We start from the raw sequence: 16854 nt of genomic DNA, 5'->3' as shown, positions 1-16854 counted from the left end.
ATAGTCATATAAAACTATACCCTTTTTAATTTTTTTTACACCACCTATAGAAAATTCAAGAATAATCGTTAGAAAAATTATACTTTTGATGCTATGTTTTCTTAATACTTATTCATGGAATATTACAACAAGGTTATTGAATCAGTTAATGTTAGGTTTATTCGAGGGAACAATTTCCGAGTAGAAAAACCTATTTCAGTGAATGATTATACTGAATCAGATAATACACTGATTCTGCTACACCATGGCACTCTCAAATTCGGTGAAGATCAAGAGGTTCTCAACGAAGGAGAGGTACTTTTTTTGCCCGCTGAGCAGAAGACCAAACTAACTATAGGCAATAGTTCTAAAAAAGGGGAAATATCCAAAGATCAATTTCAGGAGAATAAGAAAAAGTACCTACAGAGTATCAGTTTCAGGGATATAAAGAGCACAGAAGACGACTGCATTTCTATTCTTGGATTTGAGTCCAAAGTATTTGATGTAGTTAACTTTTTTAACTCACTGGACATCCCTCCATTTATTGTCCGGTTCAATGATCGTTTGGCTACGATAATCGAGGATCTGATGAAGGAAGTAGAAGTGAGCAATGTGGGGAAAGAAAGAGCCTTAAAATCTCACACAGAATTACTGGTCATAGAACTTCTTCGCCATATTCTGAAGAATAGATTGTTTTTGGAAGAGCTTTCCACCAATGCTACCTATTTCAAGGATCCTCGCCTGATTGATTTGTTCAATTTTATCAAAACAAATCTGGGGGGCGACTTATCAAATAAGATTCTAGCTAAGGTGGCTAATGTATCTGAAGATTATGTGGGACAGTATTTCAAAATGCTGACCGGAATTAATCCTCAAGATTACATAGAATACCAAAGAATGGAAGCTGCAGTTGAGCTTTTGCGGACTACCAAAAAATCCATTCGAGACATAGGAAAAGATGTAGGCTACAAAGACACCGCATATTTCTGCCGTAGATTTAAGATGATGTACGGTGTTCCAGCTGGCAAAATGAGGAGAAGAGAATCCCTAATTAACGTTTAAGGATAAATTCAACAGCTCTTTGTAATTCAAGACCTTAGCCAAAAAGCTGGGGTCTTTTTCTATTGCATTACCTATTACCAAAAGGTCTGCGCCACTTTCATAAGCAATTTTCACTTTTTCCAAAGAATCCAAACCTCCGCCGACTATAATAGGGTTATTGGTCACCGACTTTACAGATTTGATCACTTCGCTAGACACTGGAGATTTTGCGCCACTCCCTGCATCCATATAGAAGTATTTCATTCCCATGTAAAGCCCAGCAAGTGCAGTTGCCTTAGCTAGGTTAGGTTTGGAATTCGGTAAAGGTATCGTTTGACTTATATATTGCACACTGGTGATTTCGCCTTCATTTACCAGCATATAAGCGGTCGGCAGAGCTTCCAATTTCATTTTCTTTACCATCGGAGCAGCGAGCACTTGATGGCCAATAAGGTATTCTGGATTTCTGCCTGATATCAATGAAAGGAATAAAATTGCATCTGCCTCTGCAGCCAGCTGCATCTGAGAACCTGGAAAAATAACAACTGGAATTTCTCCAGCAATTCTCTTGAGTGAGATTACTACATTTCTGAAATTGTCACGACTGAGCTGACTCCCGCCTACAAAAATTAAATCTAAATAGGATTCTTTCACCCAAGCATATTTTTCCTCAAAAAGAGTAGCATTGTCAAACTTATCCGGGTCAACCAGCCAAGCCAAACCTTTTCTGCCAGTAGTATGAAATTCCTTTAGAATCCTACTAATTCTCTTCTTCGACTTTGGCATCTTCTGGTTGAGAAGCAAATAGGTTAGGAAGAAATTTATCCTTGGCAAAACCTAGACCTAGTATCAATAGGCGCTGCCCCATACTTGGCCAAAAAGATGACTTGGATCCTTCTGTGAGCTTCTTCTCAATATCCTTAGTGAGTAGTCCCTCCTTTTCAAGCACTTTCATGACCTCTTCAGTCTTTCGATCTTTGCGCTTACTGCGTGATTTGATGATAACTAAAGCTATCAAGCCACCCGCTAATATTATACCTCCAATTTTCAACCAGCCTTCTGATTCAGCTTTGAATAGTTCCATCTGCTTGGCCAAGGATTGTTCTAATTCTTCACCTTTTTTCTTCAAGTCCTTATTCATTCTCTCGACGATTTTTTAAAATTCTAGCTCTGAAAATAAATCCTTTCAATCCATTCTGCATTTTCTCTTGGGTAGAATCATTATCTCTAATAAGATATAGGATCACGAGTATTAAAAGGTATAGTAAACCCACAATCAGAAAGCCCATATGTGGGGATTCAAAATATTGGCTCAGATAAAAGGATAAAGAAAAGCTTAAGAATAATAAAAGCATTAAAAGACTCATGGCCATCATCACCAAAACGATTAAACGAGATAAAATTCCCGATATCTGGTCTTGAATTTCCAGTTTGACCATGGCTATTTTGGTCTCTACTATTCCTTTTATAGTCTGTATTATATCTCCGAGTCTTAGCATGGTTAAAAATTTGTTGGACTTTACTCTTGAATTAATCACAATATACTTCAATTGGCAGAAGCAAAAAATTATGCAATCACATCAATTTCTTGCTCTTCATAGAATCTGTATCTCAAAACTAGTTCCAATGCAAAGGCAATAGCCTCGTTTATTGTAAATTGCTGACTGAGTGATTCGTCAATTTCGTCTAAACGGGAATAGAAAGCCGTTGCCAGCGGAATATCCAGGTCTTTATTTATTCTTTCGCTGGCGATTAAGAACGCCTCGGCTTTTTCCTCTTTCAAAACTTTGCAGATAATGAGGTCTTTTTTGCCATATTTGGTTCTACGTGCCGAGGCAGCAAACAACCGACAGATCATTCCCCTTTTGGTGTGGTTGCCACAGAATCCTTTCCTTCCATCCTCTGACTGTGGTCTATACATCACACAGCTATCTCCTTCATCCTTACTTTCTAATATGATCAAGGTTGATTCTGCCAAACCTTTATCATGGAGGTCGAAGGCCAATGGAAGAAATTCTAACGGGGAAGCGGGGACTTTTGGATTTGCGCAGCAAAAGCCACATCCAGAAACACAGCTTAGTCCACTCTCAGAAGCAAATTGCTTTGTATCTGACTCTAGCTCACTGAAGACATCCAGTGTAGCTTGAGATTTTTCAGCAAGATTCATCTCTTTATATTCAAATAGTGCGCAAAAGTACACCAGACTTTGTTTATTGATTCCCATAAGCAACTATTTTTTTATATTGAGAGTCAGAGGTTTACCTTTCTACCAAATGAATAGTAGAGAATACACTGTCCATTTCAACCAAGAGATCGTTTTCTTTAATAAAAAGTAGGATATGAGTAATTTAGAAAATCAAAATGCAGAAGAGAAAATCCGCCTTGCATTCAAGGAAAAGGATTGGAGCGAAATCAAAAGTGCCGATTCATGGGTGATTTTTAAGGTCATGTCTGAGTTTGTGGAAGGATTTGAAAAATTGGCCAAAATTGGCCCTTGCGTCTCAATTTTTGGATCTGCAAGGACACCAAGAGATCATCATCATTATAAAATGGCTGAAGATATTGCTGCCAAGCTTGTCCGACATGGATATGGTGTAATCACAGGAGGAGGACCTGGAATAATGGAAGCAGGGAATAAAGGAGCGCATTCAGAAGGTGGAAAATCTGTCGGGCTGAATATTGTATTGCCATTTGAGCAATTTGACAATATTTATATTGATCGTGACAAGCTGATGACCTTTGATTACTTTTTTGTTCGCAAGGTTATGTTCATCAAATATTCCCAGGGATTTGTGGTTCTTCCAGGTGGTTTCGGTACAATGGATGAGTTTTTTGAAGCCTTGACATTAATTCAGACTAATAAAATAGGCAAATTTCCAATTGTGCTCGTTGGCAAAGATTACTGGAATGGACTGGTAGATTGGATCAAGAAAACACTATTAGTCCATCATTACATTAATGAAGTAGATCTGGAATTATTCTCTGTAGTCGAAGACGCTACGGAGGCGGTGAAAGTGATTGACGATTTTTACAACAAGTATTTGCTGAGTCCCAATTTCTAATCTCCTTACAAGTAATCATAGCCTGTTGTTGTATAGAAATCTTTTTATTAAATGAATAAATCTCATATCATTCCTCTTTACACCTTAATAACTATCTGCTTGGTAATGGCAGGTTATGCCATTTGGAAAACACCTCAAGAAATAACTGCAGAACAAAGTGTAGCAAGTGTGCAAATGCTGCAAACAATGCCATCTACCTCTAGCGATACAGTTCGGCTTTTTGATCTTCCAAAGGAATTGACATTTGCCGGGGAGAAAGTTCCGCTGGAAATAGAAGATGTAAGAGAACGACTGGAACGAGAAATCTACGTGAATGCTTATTGGCAGTCCAATATGATTTTGCTGATGAAGCGGTCAAATAAATTCCTTCCTGACATCGAAAAAATGTTGAAAGAGAACGGTATTCCGGATGATTTCAAATACCTCGCTATGGCTGAATCTGCTCTTTTGAATGTAGCTTCTTCAGCTGGCGCAAAGGGTTTTTGGCAGATATTGGAATCAACTGGTAAGGAATATGGCCTGGAAATTTCCAAAGATGTGGACGAGCGATACAATCTATCGGAGGCCACACTTGCTGCTTCAAAATACTTCAAAAAGGCGCATGCCAAATTTGGGGACTGGTCAGCTGTTGCAGCCAGTTATAATATGGGGCAATCAGGATTTTCGAGAAGACAAGAGGATCAATTTGCCAAAAACTACTACGACTTATACCTGAACGATGAAACGAGTAGGTATTTATTCAGAATTTTAGCATTCAAGGTGATCTTCGAAAATCCAGGTGAATTCGGTTTTCACCTAAGGGAATCCGACTTTTATATAAACCCTCCTCTCAAAAAAATTACTGTTAAATCCGACATTAAGAATCTTGCCAGCTGGGCAAAATCTCAAGGGAGCACCTACAAAGAACTGAAGCTTTATAATCCCTGGCTGCGCGATAAAGATTTGAATATAAAGCGGGGGAGAAGCTATGAAATCATGCTGCCAGAGTGATATAAAAAATAGCTAAAGTACTCACTTCTATCGCTTAAGCGAAAGTATTGTTTGTCTTTCAACTAGCGATCATCATTATTTTATTTGGAAAAATTGTAAGTATTAGATTAAATCCAATTGGTCCTTGCTTGAACCAATCCTGACATCTTGAGTTATACAGGTTGAAGTTTACTACCGTATGCGGATGAAAATTCGTACCTTCGCCGTTTAAAATTGCCCGTCGATTATATGAGTCAAGTCACTCCTGCACAGGAAGAATATATAGAGATATTTGGAGCCCGAGAGCATAACCTTAAAAACCTTGATCTGAAGATTCCCCGCAATAAACTAGTGGTAATCACTGGTCTAAGCGGAAGTGGTAAAAGCTCGCTTGCTTTTGATACGATCTACGCCGAGGGGCAGCGGAGATACATGGAATCTTTTTCAGCATATGCCAGATCCTTCCTCGGTGGGATGGAGCGTCCTGATGTGGACAAAATCAATGGTCTTTCACCGGTAATAGCCATCGAGCAAAAGACGACTTCCAAAAATCCCCGATCCACTGTCGGCACCGTGACGGAGATTTATGATTTTATGCGTTTGCTTTATGCCAGAGCTGGTGATGCTTATTCATATTTGACTGGGTCTAAAATGGTTCGCCAAACAGAAGATCAGATTATCGACTTGCTTTTTACAAACTTTTTAAACCAAAAACTATACATACTTGCACCAGTAGTAAAAGGGCGGAAGGGACATTACAGAGAGCTTTTTGAGCAAATCCGGAAAATGGGTTTTTCAAAAGTTCGTGTGGATGGAGTTGTAATGGAGATGTCGCCCAAAATGCAAGTGGATCGGTACAAAATCCATGATATTGAAATAGTAATTGACCGAATCGTAGCGGAAGAATCCGATCGTTTTCGCATTACTCTATCGTTGAAATCAGGTTTGCAACATGGCAAAGGTGTCATCATGATCCGCGATGAGAAAGGAGAAATTCATCATTTCTCTAAGTACCTGATGGATCCAGAGACAGGACTTTCCTATGATGAGCCGGCGCCAAATACTTTTTCATTCAATAGCCCGTACGGAGCCTGTCCTACCTGTAATGGCCTTGGGATAACTGAGGAAATAACTCGTGAAAGTATTATTCCAGATCCAACCCTCAGTATTACAAGAGGGGGAATAGCCCCACTTGGAGAATACCGTGATATATGGATTTTCAAGAAAATAGAAGCCATTCTCAAGCACTACAAGTGTAGTATGAGTACGCCAATCAAAGATCTTCCGGAAAATGTGGTCGAGATCCTCCTCAGTGGCGATAAAATAGAAGTAGCAGTAGATTCTATAAAACATCCTGGAACCAAATGGCATACGACATTCGAAGGCATTATTAACTTTCTGAAAAAATATCAGGAGGGCAGTTCAGACAAAATCCAAGATTGGGTGAGTGAATTCACCATCACACAGACTTGTCCAGATTGTAATGGATATAGACTCAAGCAGGAGGCACTTCATATCAAAATAGACAATTCGCATATCGGGCAGTTAGCCATGATGGATATTCGCTCTTTAGGAGAATGGTTTGAAGGACTGGAAAATAGGCTTTCTGAAAGGCAAAATGTGATTGCTGCGGAAGTCTTGAAAGAGATTAGGAAGAGAATCGGTTTTCTACTCGATATAGGATTGGATTATCTATCGCTTAACAGACCACTTCGGACTCTATCTGGAGGTGAGGCACAGCGAATCCGTTTGGCTACGCAGATTGGCACCCAGTTGGTCGGCGTGCTTTATATTTTGGATGAACCAAGCATAGGACTACATCAGCGTGACAACGAAAAGCTAATACAAGCTCTCCAAAGTTTGCGGGATCTGGGCAATTCCGTCTTAGTCGTAGAGCATGACAAAGATATGATGCTGGCCTCAGATTATCTCCTAGACATGGGGCCTGGCGCTGGACGACACGGTGGACATATAGTCTCTGATGGAACTCCAGCCGAAATATTGCAAACAGATGGCCTTACGGCAAAATACTTAGCAGGAAAGATCGGATTACCGGTTCCGAAAGAACGGAGAGACGGTAAAGATAAATCACTTGTAATTAAAGGAGCAACAGGAAACAATCTCAAGAATATCGATCTCAAGCTTCCACTTGGCACATTGATATGCATCACTGGAGTCTCAGGAAGTGGGAAAAGCACCTTGATTCATGAGACACTTTATCCTATTCTAAATCAGCATATTTACCATTCCAAGAAAAACCCAATGCCTTATCAAAGTGTGAAAGGCCTGGAGCATTTGGATAAAGTAATCGAAGTGGATCAGTCACCCATTGGTCGGACTCCAAGGTCAAATCCAGCCACATACACAGGGGTTTTCTCAGATATAAGGGCACTTTTCACAGAACTCCCGGAAGCTAAGATCAGAGGCTACAAACCCGGACGCTTTTCCTTCAATGTAAAAGGAGGAAGATGTGAGGATTGTGAAGGTGCTGGAATGAAGCTGATAGAGATGGACTTTCTCCCAGATGTACACGTACCATGCGAAACCTGTAAAGGCAAGCGCTACAATCGGGAGACGCTCGAGATTCGATATAAGGGAAAATCGATTTCCGATGTGCTCGATATGACTGTGGAACAAGCGGTAGAATTCTTCGATAAGCTTCCAAAAATCCTCAGGAAAATTAAGACGCTAAATGATGTAGGGTTGGGATATATCACCTTAGGCCAGCATGCGACCACCCTCTCTGGTGGCGAAGCCCAGCGGGTCAAATTAGCAACAGAACTCTCTAAAAAAGATACTGGAAAGACGTTCTATATACTTGACGAACCTACCACTGGACTCCATTTCCAAGACATCGAATTATTGATGTTGGTAGTAAACGGACTGGTGTCAAAAGGGAACACGGTCTTGATCATTGAGCATAATATGGATGTGATCAAAATGGCAGATTACATAGTGGATCTGGGCCCCGAAGGAGGAAATAAAGGCGGTACAATCGTAGTTCACGGAACTCCTGAAAAGGTCGCTGCAAGTCCGAAAAGCTACACAGGAAAATTCCTTAAAATGGAATTAAATAGCTATCGAGGGTAAAAATCATAGGTATCCTCCTTCTATCAAATTAAGAAAGAGGAGACAAGTGCGTTATTTATCTTTGAGTGATTATGAATAGAACAAGGCTGTATTGGTTGTTACAAATACTCGGTTGGGGAGGTTTTGCTCTGGTGAGTATTTTTCTGGCTTCACTGTCCCAAGGAGTTACTTATATTCAAATCTGGGCGTTTATTGTCTTAGCCGCAACTAACCTTATTTCTACTCATTTTTTACGTTATATAGTCAAAACGTATAACTGGTTTAAGTTGGGTATTTCTCAACTTTTGTTTCAGTCTTTTCTGGCTATTATCGCACTTTCTTTTGTCAACATAGTAGCTCAGATATTAATCAATATTGCTTTTGGTACGCTAAACCCTTCAGAAGATTTCAAAATCCTATTAATCCTCGCCAATCTTCTTCAGGCCATATTATTGTATGCTATTTGGTTTTTGATGTACTTCCTGGTTCATTTTCTTGACAACTACAATTCCACTCTAAAGTACGAGGCAAAAATCAATGAAATAAGGCTTAATCACCTCAAAAGTCAACTCAATCCGCATTTCATCTTCAATGCACTCAACAGTGTCAGAGCTCTTGTGGATGAAGATCCTATCAAAGCAAAAACAGCCATTACTAGAATTTCAAATATGCTTCGCTTTTCGCTGATGATGGATAAAAAGCAAACCATTGAATTCGGTGATGAACTAAATACCGTGAAAGACTATTTGGAGCTTGAATCAATTCGTTTTGAAGAAAGACTGAAAGTAGTGTACTATATTGAAGACGAGTCCTATAGCTATAAAATCCCCCCTATGATGCTACAAACCATCGTGGAAAATGGAGTCAAACATGGGGTGTCAAATCTGGTGAAAGGTGGAACTATCGAAATCAAGTGTAGAGAAGGATTGCATGATGATTTGTATATTCAAGTCAAAAATAGCGGTCAACTCACCCACCAACCTACTTTGAACTCTGATGACGAGCAGGGTCATGGACTAAGTAATACTGTACAAAGACTAAAGTTAATATATGGTAGTAAAGCTAGCTTCCGTATCTTCAACTCAGGGAATCAATTCGTTATCACCGAAATAAAAATCCCGAAACAAAAAGTTACATTCGAATAACAAACTCAAAAAAAATGCGAGCCATTGTAATTGATGATGAAAGATTAGCACGCAAGGAGCTGATCAACCTGTTAAATCAACTGGAAAGTGTAGAAGTGGTAGGCGAAGCGGTAAACGTGGATGATGCCAAAGATAAAATAGAACAGCTAAGCCCTGATGTCATTTTTCTTGATATTCAAATGCCTGAAAAAACTGGCTTTGAACTTTTGGAAGAACTCGATAACGTGCCTCACGTGATATTTACAACAGCTTACGATGAATATGCTTTGAAAGCTTTTCAGGTTAATGCCTTGGACTATCTATTGAAGCCAATCGAGCCAAAGCGACTCGAAGAAGCGATCATCAAGCTTCAGGGGAAAATGGATGGCTATTCAAAAAATGATGAATCGACGTCCTCCCATAGCCAAAAGAAACTTACGCTCGAAGACCAAGTTTTCGTCAAAGATGGAGACAGATGCTGGTTTGTGCGACTTTCCAATGTCCGCTTATTTGAGTCTGATGGCAACTATATCAAAGTGTACTTTGACAATTTCAAGCCGATGATACACAAATCCCTAAATGCCTTGGACGAGCGACTTGATGAGAAATCTTTTTTCCGGGCAAGTAGAAAACATATCATCAATCTAGGATGGGTAGAAGGGATAGAGCCTTGGTTCAATGGAGGCCTGGTAGTCACGCTCAAAGGCGGAGATAGAATAGAAGTAAGTAGAAGACAAGCAGCACGATTTAAAGAAATGATGAGTCTTTAAGTTTTATACCTTAAAAAAAGCATTTGATTTCATTGATAAATTATGTAAATAGAGAGGAATTGTAATAAACTGCAAGATTTAGTAGTTTTCACCATAAAACGCAACATCTGCCACCTACTTATGAAAGAAGAGCGGATTTTAATCGTCGAAGACGATATCAGCATCGCAGAAAATATTCAGGAAATATTAGAACTCCTGGGTTATGTCAACACAGACATCGCAAATTCTGCAAACCAATGCATCAAAATCATCAAGAAGTATCGCCCGGATTTGATATTCATGGATATCAAACTCAAAGGTGATAAAGATGGTATAGAACTTGGAGAAATCGTAAAACAAATGGTGGATGCACCGCTGGTTTACGTGACATCTTATTCAGATCCCACCATCATTGAAAGAGCAAAACGAATAAATCCAGCTGGATTTATTGTAAAGCCATTTAACACAAATGACATTCATGCTATCGTAGAGATTGTTCTCTATAACAAGCGGACGAAACCAGTTACCGAAACAGCTGCAGTTAGCACAACCAATGACAGTCCCTATTTAGTATCTGATGCCGTTTTCATTAAAGCCGATAATGCTTTTGAGCGAGTTTCTTACGGTGACATCTATTACATAGAGGCAAATGGAAATATGGTAACCATTTTCACCAAAAACAGAGACTACAATATCCGAAAGTCTATGAAGGAAATAGAGGAAATCCTTCCTTCTCAGTTATTCCTTCGGGTACAAAAGTCATTCATTGTCCATCTTGGACAAATAGAAAGCTTCAATACCAAAGAAATCACGCTCCATTCTGGTGCAGTGGTGCAGGTAGGGCGACAGTATTATAACAGTTTTCTAGCGAAGCTGAGCACTATCACAGAAAGTTAAAAACAAAAAGGTGGGCTATTACCCACCTCTTTAGCTTAACCAAACAATCAACCAAATCTACTCTTACGAGTATTCTTTATGGGGATTTCACCCAGTTTAGCTTATCAAAGGACCGAAGACTCGGTCCTTAATTTTCTGAATTCGTAGGCCTTTTCAGCTTTAGAACTTGATGTAATGTCCCTATTATAAGTTGGTTCAGAATATTCAATAAGGGCAGTATGCTGTGCAAGATTTGTCTCTACTTTAGCTTTCCAAACAATGGTAATTGCCATTACAAAGCCCAATGCAGCACAAACGTTTTTTTGGGAAAATAGTGAAGTAATCATGGCAGTAATAAGTTAGTTTAATTTCTATATCCTCTATATGCCAAAAAGTGACCCAAAAGATATAATTATCTTAAAATCAATGTATTAGGAGTATTTTAGGGCAATACCTTGTACGGTTTTGAACACCATATAGCCAGAGACGGACAATTGTTTAAAAGCAAGTAGGTTACAATGTTAAGTGAAACTTTCAAAAAATTTGCTTCACAGTTTCTCTTCTTAATCCAAAAAATCGAATCGCTTGAAGAACTTCTTCATCTGGACATAAAGAAAAAAAGCTCCAAATGGAGCTTTTTTAATGAGTTGAGGAAATGTTTACAACAACTCATTTGCCAGATTTGCCAGCTCTGAGCGCTCACCTTTCTCTAATTTGATATGCGCATAGAGCGGATGATCTTTTACGCGATCTATCAGATAGGACAAGCCATTCGACTGGGAATCCAAATATGGTGTGTCAATCTGGAATACATCTCCAGTGAAGATGATCTTCGTATTTTCCCCAGCTCTGGAGATTATCGTCTTGATCTCGTGCGGAGTCAGGTTCTGCGCCTCATCTACGATAAAGAAGATATTAGACAGCGATCGACCTCGGATGTAAGCCAATGGCTGAATTACCAGTTTCTCCTGATTCACCAATTCTGTGATCTTCTGAAATTCCTTATCAGTCTCTTTATATTGGTTTTGAATAAATTTCAGATTATCCCAAAGTGGCTCCATGTACGGGTTCAACTTGGATTTGATATCTCCAGGCAAATATCCAATGTCCTTATTACTCAAAGGAACTATAGGTCGAGCCAAGAAAATCTGCTTATACTCTCTTCTTTGCTCCAAAGCTCCCGCTAAAGCCAGCAAGGTCTTACCCGTTCCAGCTACTCCCTGAATGGAAACCAAGCGGATGTTTGGATTCGTGATTGCATGAAGAGCGAAGGTCTGTTCAGCATTTTTTGGCTTTATATTATACGCCAATTTTTTATCTACTCTCTCAAGGATACCTTCTTCTGAATTGTAATAAGCTAAAACCGAATTCTTATCACTTTTTAGAATATAGTAAGCATTGGATTGTCTTTTTCGGGTTCCCAAAACTGTTTTAGCCTCTACATATCCCTGCTCATAAAGTGTATTGATGTGATCTGGATTCATATTGTCAAGGATGTATTTCCCCGTGTTTTCCAGTTCTGAGATATTTTTAATCTTCCCCGTCTCGTAGTCCTCAGCAAGTAAATCAATAGATTTTGCCTTTAAGCGCAGGTTAATATCCTTACTCACCAAGATTACTTTTCTGCCCTTCTCGTGTTGCTTGAGATACAGCGCGCAGTTGAGAATCTTGTGATCATTCTTTTCCTCACCAAAGATTTCATTGGCATTGATCTGATTCTCCGGATTCATCAGTACCCTAAAATTCCCCTTAGACTTCCCGTTGAGAGGAGTCCAATTGTGAATCATATGGTCCTTTGAGAGTTTGTCCAGCAATCGGATGAATTCACGTGCTTCAAAATTCTTGGTGTCATTGCCTTTTTTGAATTGATCAAGTTCCTCCAGCACAGTGATCGGGATGACCACGTCGTGCTCGGCAAAGTTCATTATGGAGTTGTGTGCGTAGAGGATCACAGAAGTATCCAGCACAAAGATTTTCCGATCATTATCGGACTTGGCTCTTGGCATGCGCAGGTAGTGTAATGGTACTATGTGATTTAATTTAGATAAATAATTGGGCTATTGACAAGGTTTCAAAGAGAATTTATGATTAATTAAATGTGTCGGTTTCCTATGCCTTTGACTATCAATCCAATAAAAAAAGGGCAGAATTTATCGTTCTGCCCTTTTTCAAAAAATCAACCTTTTTTAATCCAGTAATGCTGCAATATCATCCTGACCTAGACTCTTCATGAAGCTTTCTTCCGTATTAATCAGCTCGCCTGCAAGCGCCAGCTTCCTATTTTGCAAAGCCATGATTTTTTCTTCCACAGTTCCGCGTGTGATGAATTTATAGATGATGACCTTGTTTTCCTGTCCGATTCTATGCGCTCTATCTATGGCCTGAGCCTCCACCGCAGGATTCCACCATGGGTCAAGCAAGAATACATATTCTGCTTTGGTCAGATTCAGACCTACTCCACCTGCTTTCAAGGAAATCAAGAAAACCTTGATCTCTTCATTTTCCTGAAATTTCTCCACCTGTGCCTGACGATCCTTGGTAGAACCATCGAGGTATGCGTATGGAATTCCTTCCTTCTCCAAATATGCTTTCACGATACTCAAATGTCTTACAAACTGACTGAAAACAAGGATTTTGTGTCCCTCAGAAATCGTTGACTGAAGCATGTAAGTCACGTCTTCCAGCTTGCCGGATTCTCCTTCGTAATCATCCCGTACTAACTTTGGATGATTGGCAATTTGGCGAAGCTGCGTAAGACCACGAAGCAAAGTGAACTGCTGATTGTTTCTGCCAGTACTCTGGATATCAGAGATAATCTTTTCTCGATAGTAGTTTTTCACTTCCTCATAAACTTCCTCTTGCGCAACAGTCATATCAGAGTACTTCACGTTGGTGATTTTCTCTGGCAAGTCCGTTGCCACCTGCGATTTCAGTCTTCTGAGGATAAATGGCTTAATCATCGCATGGAGTTTGGCAGATTTCCCAACATCTCCTTGCTTTTCGATTGGCAACAAAAACTGCTTCTTAAACGAATTCTGATTACCTAGTAAACCGGGATTGATGAAGTTCATCTGTGACCAAAGATCCATCGTACTATTTTCCACAGGAGTACCTGTCAGAATCAATTTTTGCTTGCTCTTCAGTTGATTTACAGCTGCAGCAATATTACTTCCTGGGTTTTTGATCGCTTGGGATTCATCTAAAATAATGTAGTTGAAGTAGAAGCCTTTCAGCACTTCAATGTCCAATCGAGTGATCCCGTAGGATGTCAGCACCAAGTCATAATCTCCAAATCTCCAAGGATCTTTGATACGCTGAGTTCCCGAATAAACTAGGATTTTCAACTCTGGAGTGAACTTTCTTGCCTCAAGCTCCCAGTTATAAATCAGGGAAGTAGGCATCACAAGGAGTGAAGTCAATCCAGGATTTTCTTCCATTTCATGTGCAAGTAGAGCGAGCGTTTGCACGGTTTTACCTAGTCCCATATCATCGGCTAAGCATCCACCAAACTTAAATTCATTGAGGAATCTAAGCCAGTTGTATCCGGCATGTTGATAAGGGCGTAGTGTTCCTTCAAAATTAGCCGGAAGTGTATATTCTTCGATAGAGCTAAAATCTCTAAGTCTCTCCAGTTTTCTACTCAAAGTCACCTGTACCAAGTTGCCTATCTCCATTTCTCTGGCTAGTGCCAAGTGATGCTTGCGCAAAACCATGACATTTTCATCTCCACGATCTTCCATGAAATTGAAGAGTTCGGAATAATTCACAAACCAAGAGGCTGGAATCACAGCAATCTCGCCATTTGGCAATTCGAACTCTGTTTTACCCTGAAGCAAAAGCTTTCTCAGCTTCGCAAAAGGCACGAGGTAAATCCCAAATTTGATCAGAGCCTTGACATCAAACCAATCAATGTTTTCATTGACCTCGATGGAAATTTGTGCTTTGCCGATATTATAGACCTTGCCTTTTGCATTTGGCTTTTGGACTATCCTGATCTTCTCTATATCCAGAAAATCTTCATTTTCACCAATCCACTCAAACGCTTCTGTCTTCGGTAAAGCGTCTTTCCCTATTTTGAATTCCAGGCCTTTGTCACGAAGTAATTTTAAATATGCTTTTTCTTTTTGGGTGCTGCGGATAGTTTTATAGAAAGTGTAACTATCATCTCCTTCTTCCAGTCTTACCGAAGCACCATTCTTTTCTGAACTTGGTGTCTGCACCGGAAAATCAATGGAACCGTACTTGAATCGAAGCTCAAATACGATTTTATCCTCCTCCAGCTTTTCTCCTTCCTCTCCAAAAAGGTTCTTTCCGGAACCTCCTGGCAAATCACTGATATTGATAAAAACCTCTGGTGTCCCGCGCTCTATATTAATATCAAACCCAACGGATTCTACATCGAATTGAGAAATCAAATTGGCCATAAAACCACGGTAGTAACTTGGCTCAATTCGCTTGTCGATGACAATGAATTTCTTGCTCAAAAAAGCTTTGAGTTTCTTCCCATCAATTCCTTTCTCAAAGTGATAAAGCTGCCCTTGAACAACCAACCATCCTGGTTCATTACTGATGAAATAGCCATTTTTATATTGCCAATCGAGCTTCTCTCCTTTGAATTTGATCGTAGGCCAATAATGTGTGTTCTCCTCATTTTTATGAAAATGAAATAATACACTGGCGCGCTCAGCATTTACTGTTATTTCACCCCAAACTGGGTTTCCATCACTTCCCATCTCAAAAAGCCTCTTGCCGATTAGCAGAGGCATTATTTTAGAACGCTTCTTCTCGATCACTTCCTCGATGGCATCCTGCGTCTTTTTGTCCTCGGTTTTTGGGTCAAAAATCTTCGCCAGATATTGCTTGGGACGGATATTTCCGCGCTTTATAAATGGCTTTACAACTACTTCTGGGTTCATTGAATCCATGATTTTGATCAAATCATAATCCGTCTTATTCAATCCAGAGTCAAATTCGCTTGCATTTGCAGAACTTATGTTTTGATAGGCCAAAGAAAGTCTTCCTTGCGGGTCTATCTGTATTACAAAAGATTCAATTAGAAGCCCTAGGAACTCATGGCTGTAAATAGAATAAATTATCTGAAAAGGTTTATCAGAATCAACTATCATATAATTATCGGAATGACACAACTTCCATCAGTTTGGGGTTAAGCAAATGGAAGCCAAGTCGCGGTTAGATATCCCAAAAAAGGGAAAAGCAAGTTGAAAATTACAAAAAATACTGCTCAAATTTATGGTTTGAGCCAATTATCTCCTATAAAACATGAAAAGTCCCTACAATCAGAGATTCTGACCCTAGGGACTTTTAGTGAGTTTTCGTAGATTTTTACTCAGAAATCGGATCTAACTCTCCTTTTTGGAATTGTTTATTATCTTCTGTTTTTTCTGGGAAAAACCTGCCTTGAAACATTAGAATCATAGCTACACCTACAAATATAGCAGCATCTGCCACATTGAAAATCGGCCAAAGAGCCGTGTAACTGCCACCCCACACAGGAATCCATTCAGGTAGATATCCTTCCCAAATATCAAAATAAAACATATCGACCACTTGGCCGTGAAACCATGGAGTGGAAGCGTTATATGGCGCATTATTTAGCCAAACTCCATAAAAGACAGAATCAATGAGATTGCCAATTGCTCCTCCTAAAATCATCGCGATACATACTATATATAAACGAGGTTGTTTTTTCTCTATGATGTGATATAGGTAATAACCTATTCCAACCATCGCAACCAAACGGAACGATGTAAGAAGCAACTTACCATAATCAGAACCCAGTTCCATCCCGAAAGCCATGCCTGGGTTGGTCGTGTAATGCAGCTTGAACCAGTCTCCGAAAATCGGAATCTGTCCAGGTGAACCAAAGTCCATCTGGAAATGAACTAGCATTTTCACCGCTTGATCAATGATGATCACTACTAGCGCAATGCCAAAGAATTTCAGGTATTTAGTCATTATATACGA

Annotated in this window: 14 protein-coding genes; 7 read left to right on the top strand and 7 right to left on the bottom strand. The window is 39.6% G+C overall.

The features are described 5' to 3' along the window. Window positions 1-114: 114 nt before the first annotated feature. Window positions 115-1041, top strand: coding sequence for an AraC family transcriptional regulator (locus BVH04_RS09405; RefSeq protein ID WP_086541213.1), 927 nt, complete (start codon window positions 115-117; stop codon window positions 1039-1041). Here BVH04_RS09405 and BVH04_RS09400 read toward each other — a convergent pair. From BVH04_RS09400 to BVH04_RS09385, 4 genes are all read right to left on the bottom strand, one after another. Beyond that, window positions 1027-1806 carry a geranylgeranylglyceryl/heptaprenylglyceryl phosphate synthase gene (locus tag BVH04_RS09400; protein WP_086541212.1) on the bottom strand — a complete coding sequence of 260 codons (780 nt, stop codon included), beginning with the start codon at window positions 1804-1806 and terminating at the stop codon, window positions 1027-1029. The genes BVH04_RS09405 and BVH04_RS09400 overlap by 15 nt on opposite strands. After that, window positions 1781-2161, bottom strand: a complete 381-nt coding sequence (locus tag BVH04_RS09395) for a hypothetical protein (RefSeq protein WP_086541211.1) — start codon at window positions 2159-2161, stop codon at window positions 1781-1783. The genes BVH04_RS09400 and BVH04_RS09395 overlap by 26 nt, the downstream gene beginning before the upstream one ends. Then, a complete protein-coding gene (locus BVH04_RS09390) occupies window positions 2154-2519 on the bottom strand; it encodes a phage holin family protein (protein ID WP_086541210.1) in 366 nt (121 codons plus the stop codon). Before BVH04_RS09390 ends, BVH04_RS09395 begins: the two co-directional genes overlap by 8 nt. Before the next feature lie 68 nt (window positions 2520-2587). After that, entirely contained in the window at window positions 2588-3244 is a 657-nt protein-coding gene (locus BVH04_RS09385) for a YkgJ family cysteine cluster protein (RefSeq protein ID WP_240510892.1), read from the bottom strand. 115 nt (window positions 3245-3359) lie between these two features. On the opposite strand from BVH04_RS09385, the gene BVH04_RS09380 reads away from it, so the two are divergent. The 6 genes from BVH04_RS09380 to BVH04_RS09355 all read left to right on the top strand — a co-directional run bounded on the left by BVH04_RS09380 (window position 3360) and on the right by BVH04_RS09355 (window position 10890). Further along, window positions 3360-4082 carry an LOG family protein gene (locus BVH04_RS09380; RefSeq protein WP_086541208.1) on the top strand — a complete coding sequence of 241 codons (723 nt, stop codon included), beginning with the start codon at window positions 3360-3362 and terminating at the stop codon, window positions 4080-4082. Between the two features lie 51 nt (window positions 4083-4133). Continuing rightward, window positions 4134-5072: a lytic transglycosylase domain-containing protein gene (locus tag BVH04_RS09375; RefSeq protein ID WP_086541207.1), complete on the top strand. Its 939-nt coding sequence runs from the start codon at window positions 4134-4136 to the stop codon at window positions 5070-5072. Between the two features lie 228 nt (window positions 5073-5300). Beyond that, the gene (gene uvrA, locus BVH04_RS09370) at window positions 5301-8141 is read left to right on the top strand and encodes an excinuclease ABC subunit UvrA (protein WP_086541206.1); all 2841 of its coding nucleotides are present in this window, start codon (window positions 5301-5303) and stop codon (window positions 8139-8141) included. Between the two features lie 71 nt (window positions 8142-8212). Beyond that, a complete protein-coding gene (locus BVH04_RS09365; RefSeq protein ID WP_086541205.1) occupies window positions 8213-9265 on the top strand; it encodes a sensor histidine kinase in 1053 nt (350 codons plus the stop codon). A 14-nt stretch (window positions 9266-9279) separates the two neighbouring features. After that, window positions 9280-10014: a LytR/AlgR family response regulator transcription factor gene (locus tag BVH04_RS09360; protein ID WP_086541204.1), complete on the top strand. Its 735-nt coding sequence runs from the start codon at window positions 9280-9282 to the stop codon at window positions 10012-10014. Window positions 10015-10134: 120 nt separating this feature from the next. Further along, complete coding sequence (locus BVH04_RS09355; RefSeq protein ID WP_086541203.1) at window positions 10135-10890, top strand: LytR/AlgR family response regulator transcription factor; 756 nt, start codon at window positions 10135-10137, stop codon at window positions 10888-10890. Window positions 10891-11528: 638 nt separating this feature from the next. Here the strand turns inward: BVH04_RS09355 and BVH04_RS09350 are convergent. The 3 genes from BVH04_RS09350 to BVH04_RS09340 all read right to left on the bottom strand — a co-directional run bounded on the left by BVH04_RS09350 (window position 11529) and on the right by BVH04_RS09340 (window position 16845). After that, window positions 11529-12875, bottom strand: coding sequence for a PhoH family protein (locus BVH04_RS09350; protein ID WP_086541202.1), 1347 nt, complete (start codon window positions 12873-12875; stop codon window positions 11529-11531). Between the two features lie 180 nt (window positions 12876-13055). Next, window positions 13056-15995 (bottom strand): DEAD/DEAH box helicase, encoded by a 2940-nt coding sequence (locus BVH04_RS09345; RefSeq protein WP_086541201.1) that lies wholly within the window; start codon window positions 15993-15995, stop codon window positions 13056-13058. Window positions 15996-16212: 217 nt separating this feature from the next. After that, window positions 16213-16845, bottom strand: a complete 633-nt coding sequence (locus BVH04_RS09340; protein ID WP_086541200.1) for a lipoprotein signal peptidase — start codon at window positions 16843-16845, stop codon at window positions 16213-16215. Between the last annotated feature and the right edge of the window lie 9 nt (window positions 16846-16854).

The sequence above is a fragment of the Algoriphagus antarcticus genome (assembly GCF_002150685.1).
Taxonomy (GTDB): Bacteria; Bacteroidota; Bacteroidia; order Cytophagales; family Cyclobacteriaceae; genus Algoriphagus; species Algoriphagus antarcticus.
The sequence above is the reverse complement of the archived record's forward strand: the minus strand, read 5'-3'. Positions and strand labels throughout refer to the sequence as shown.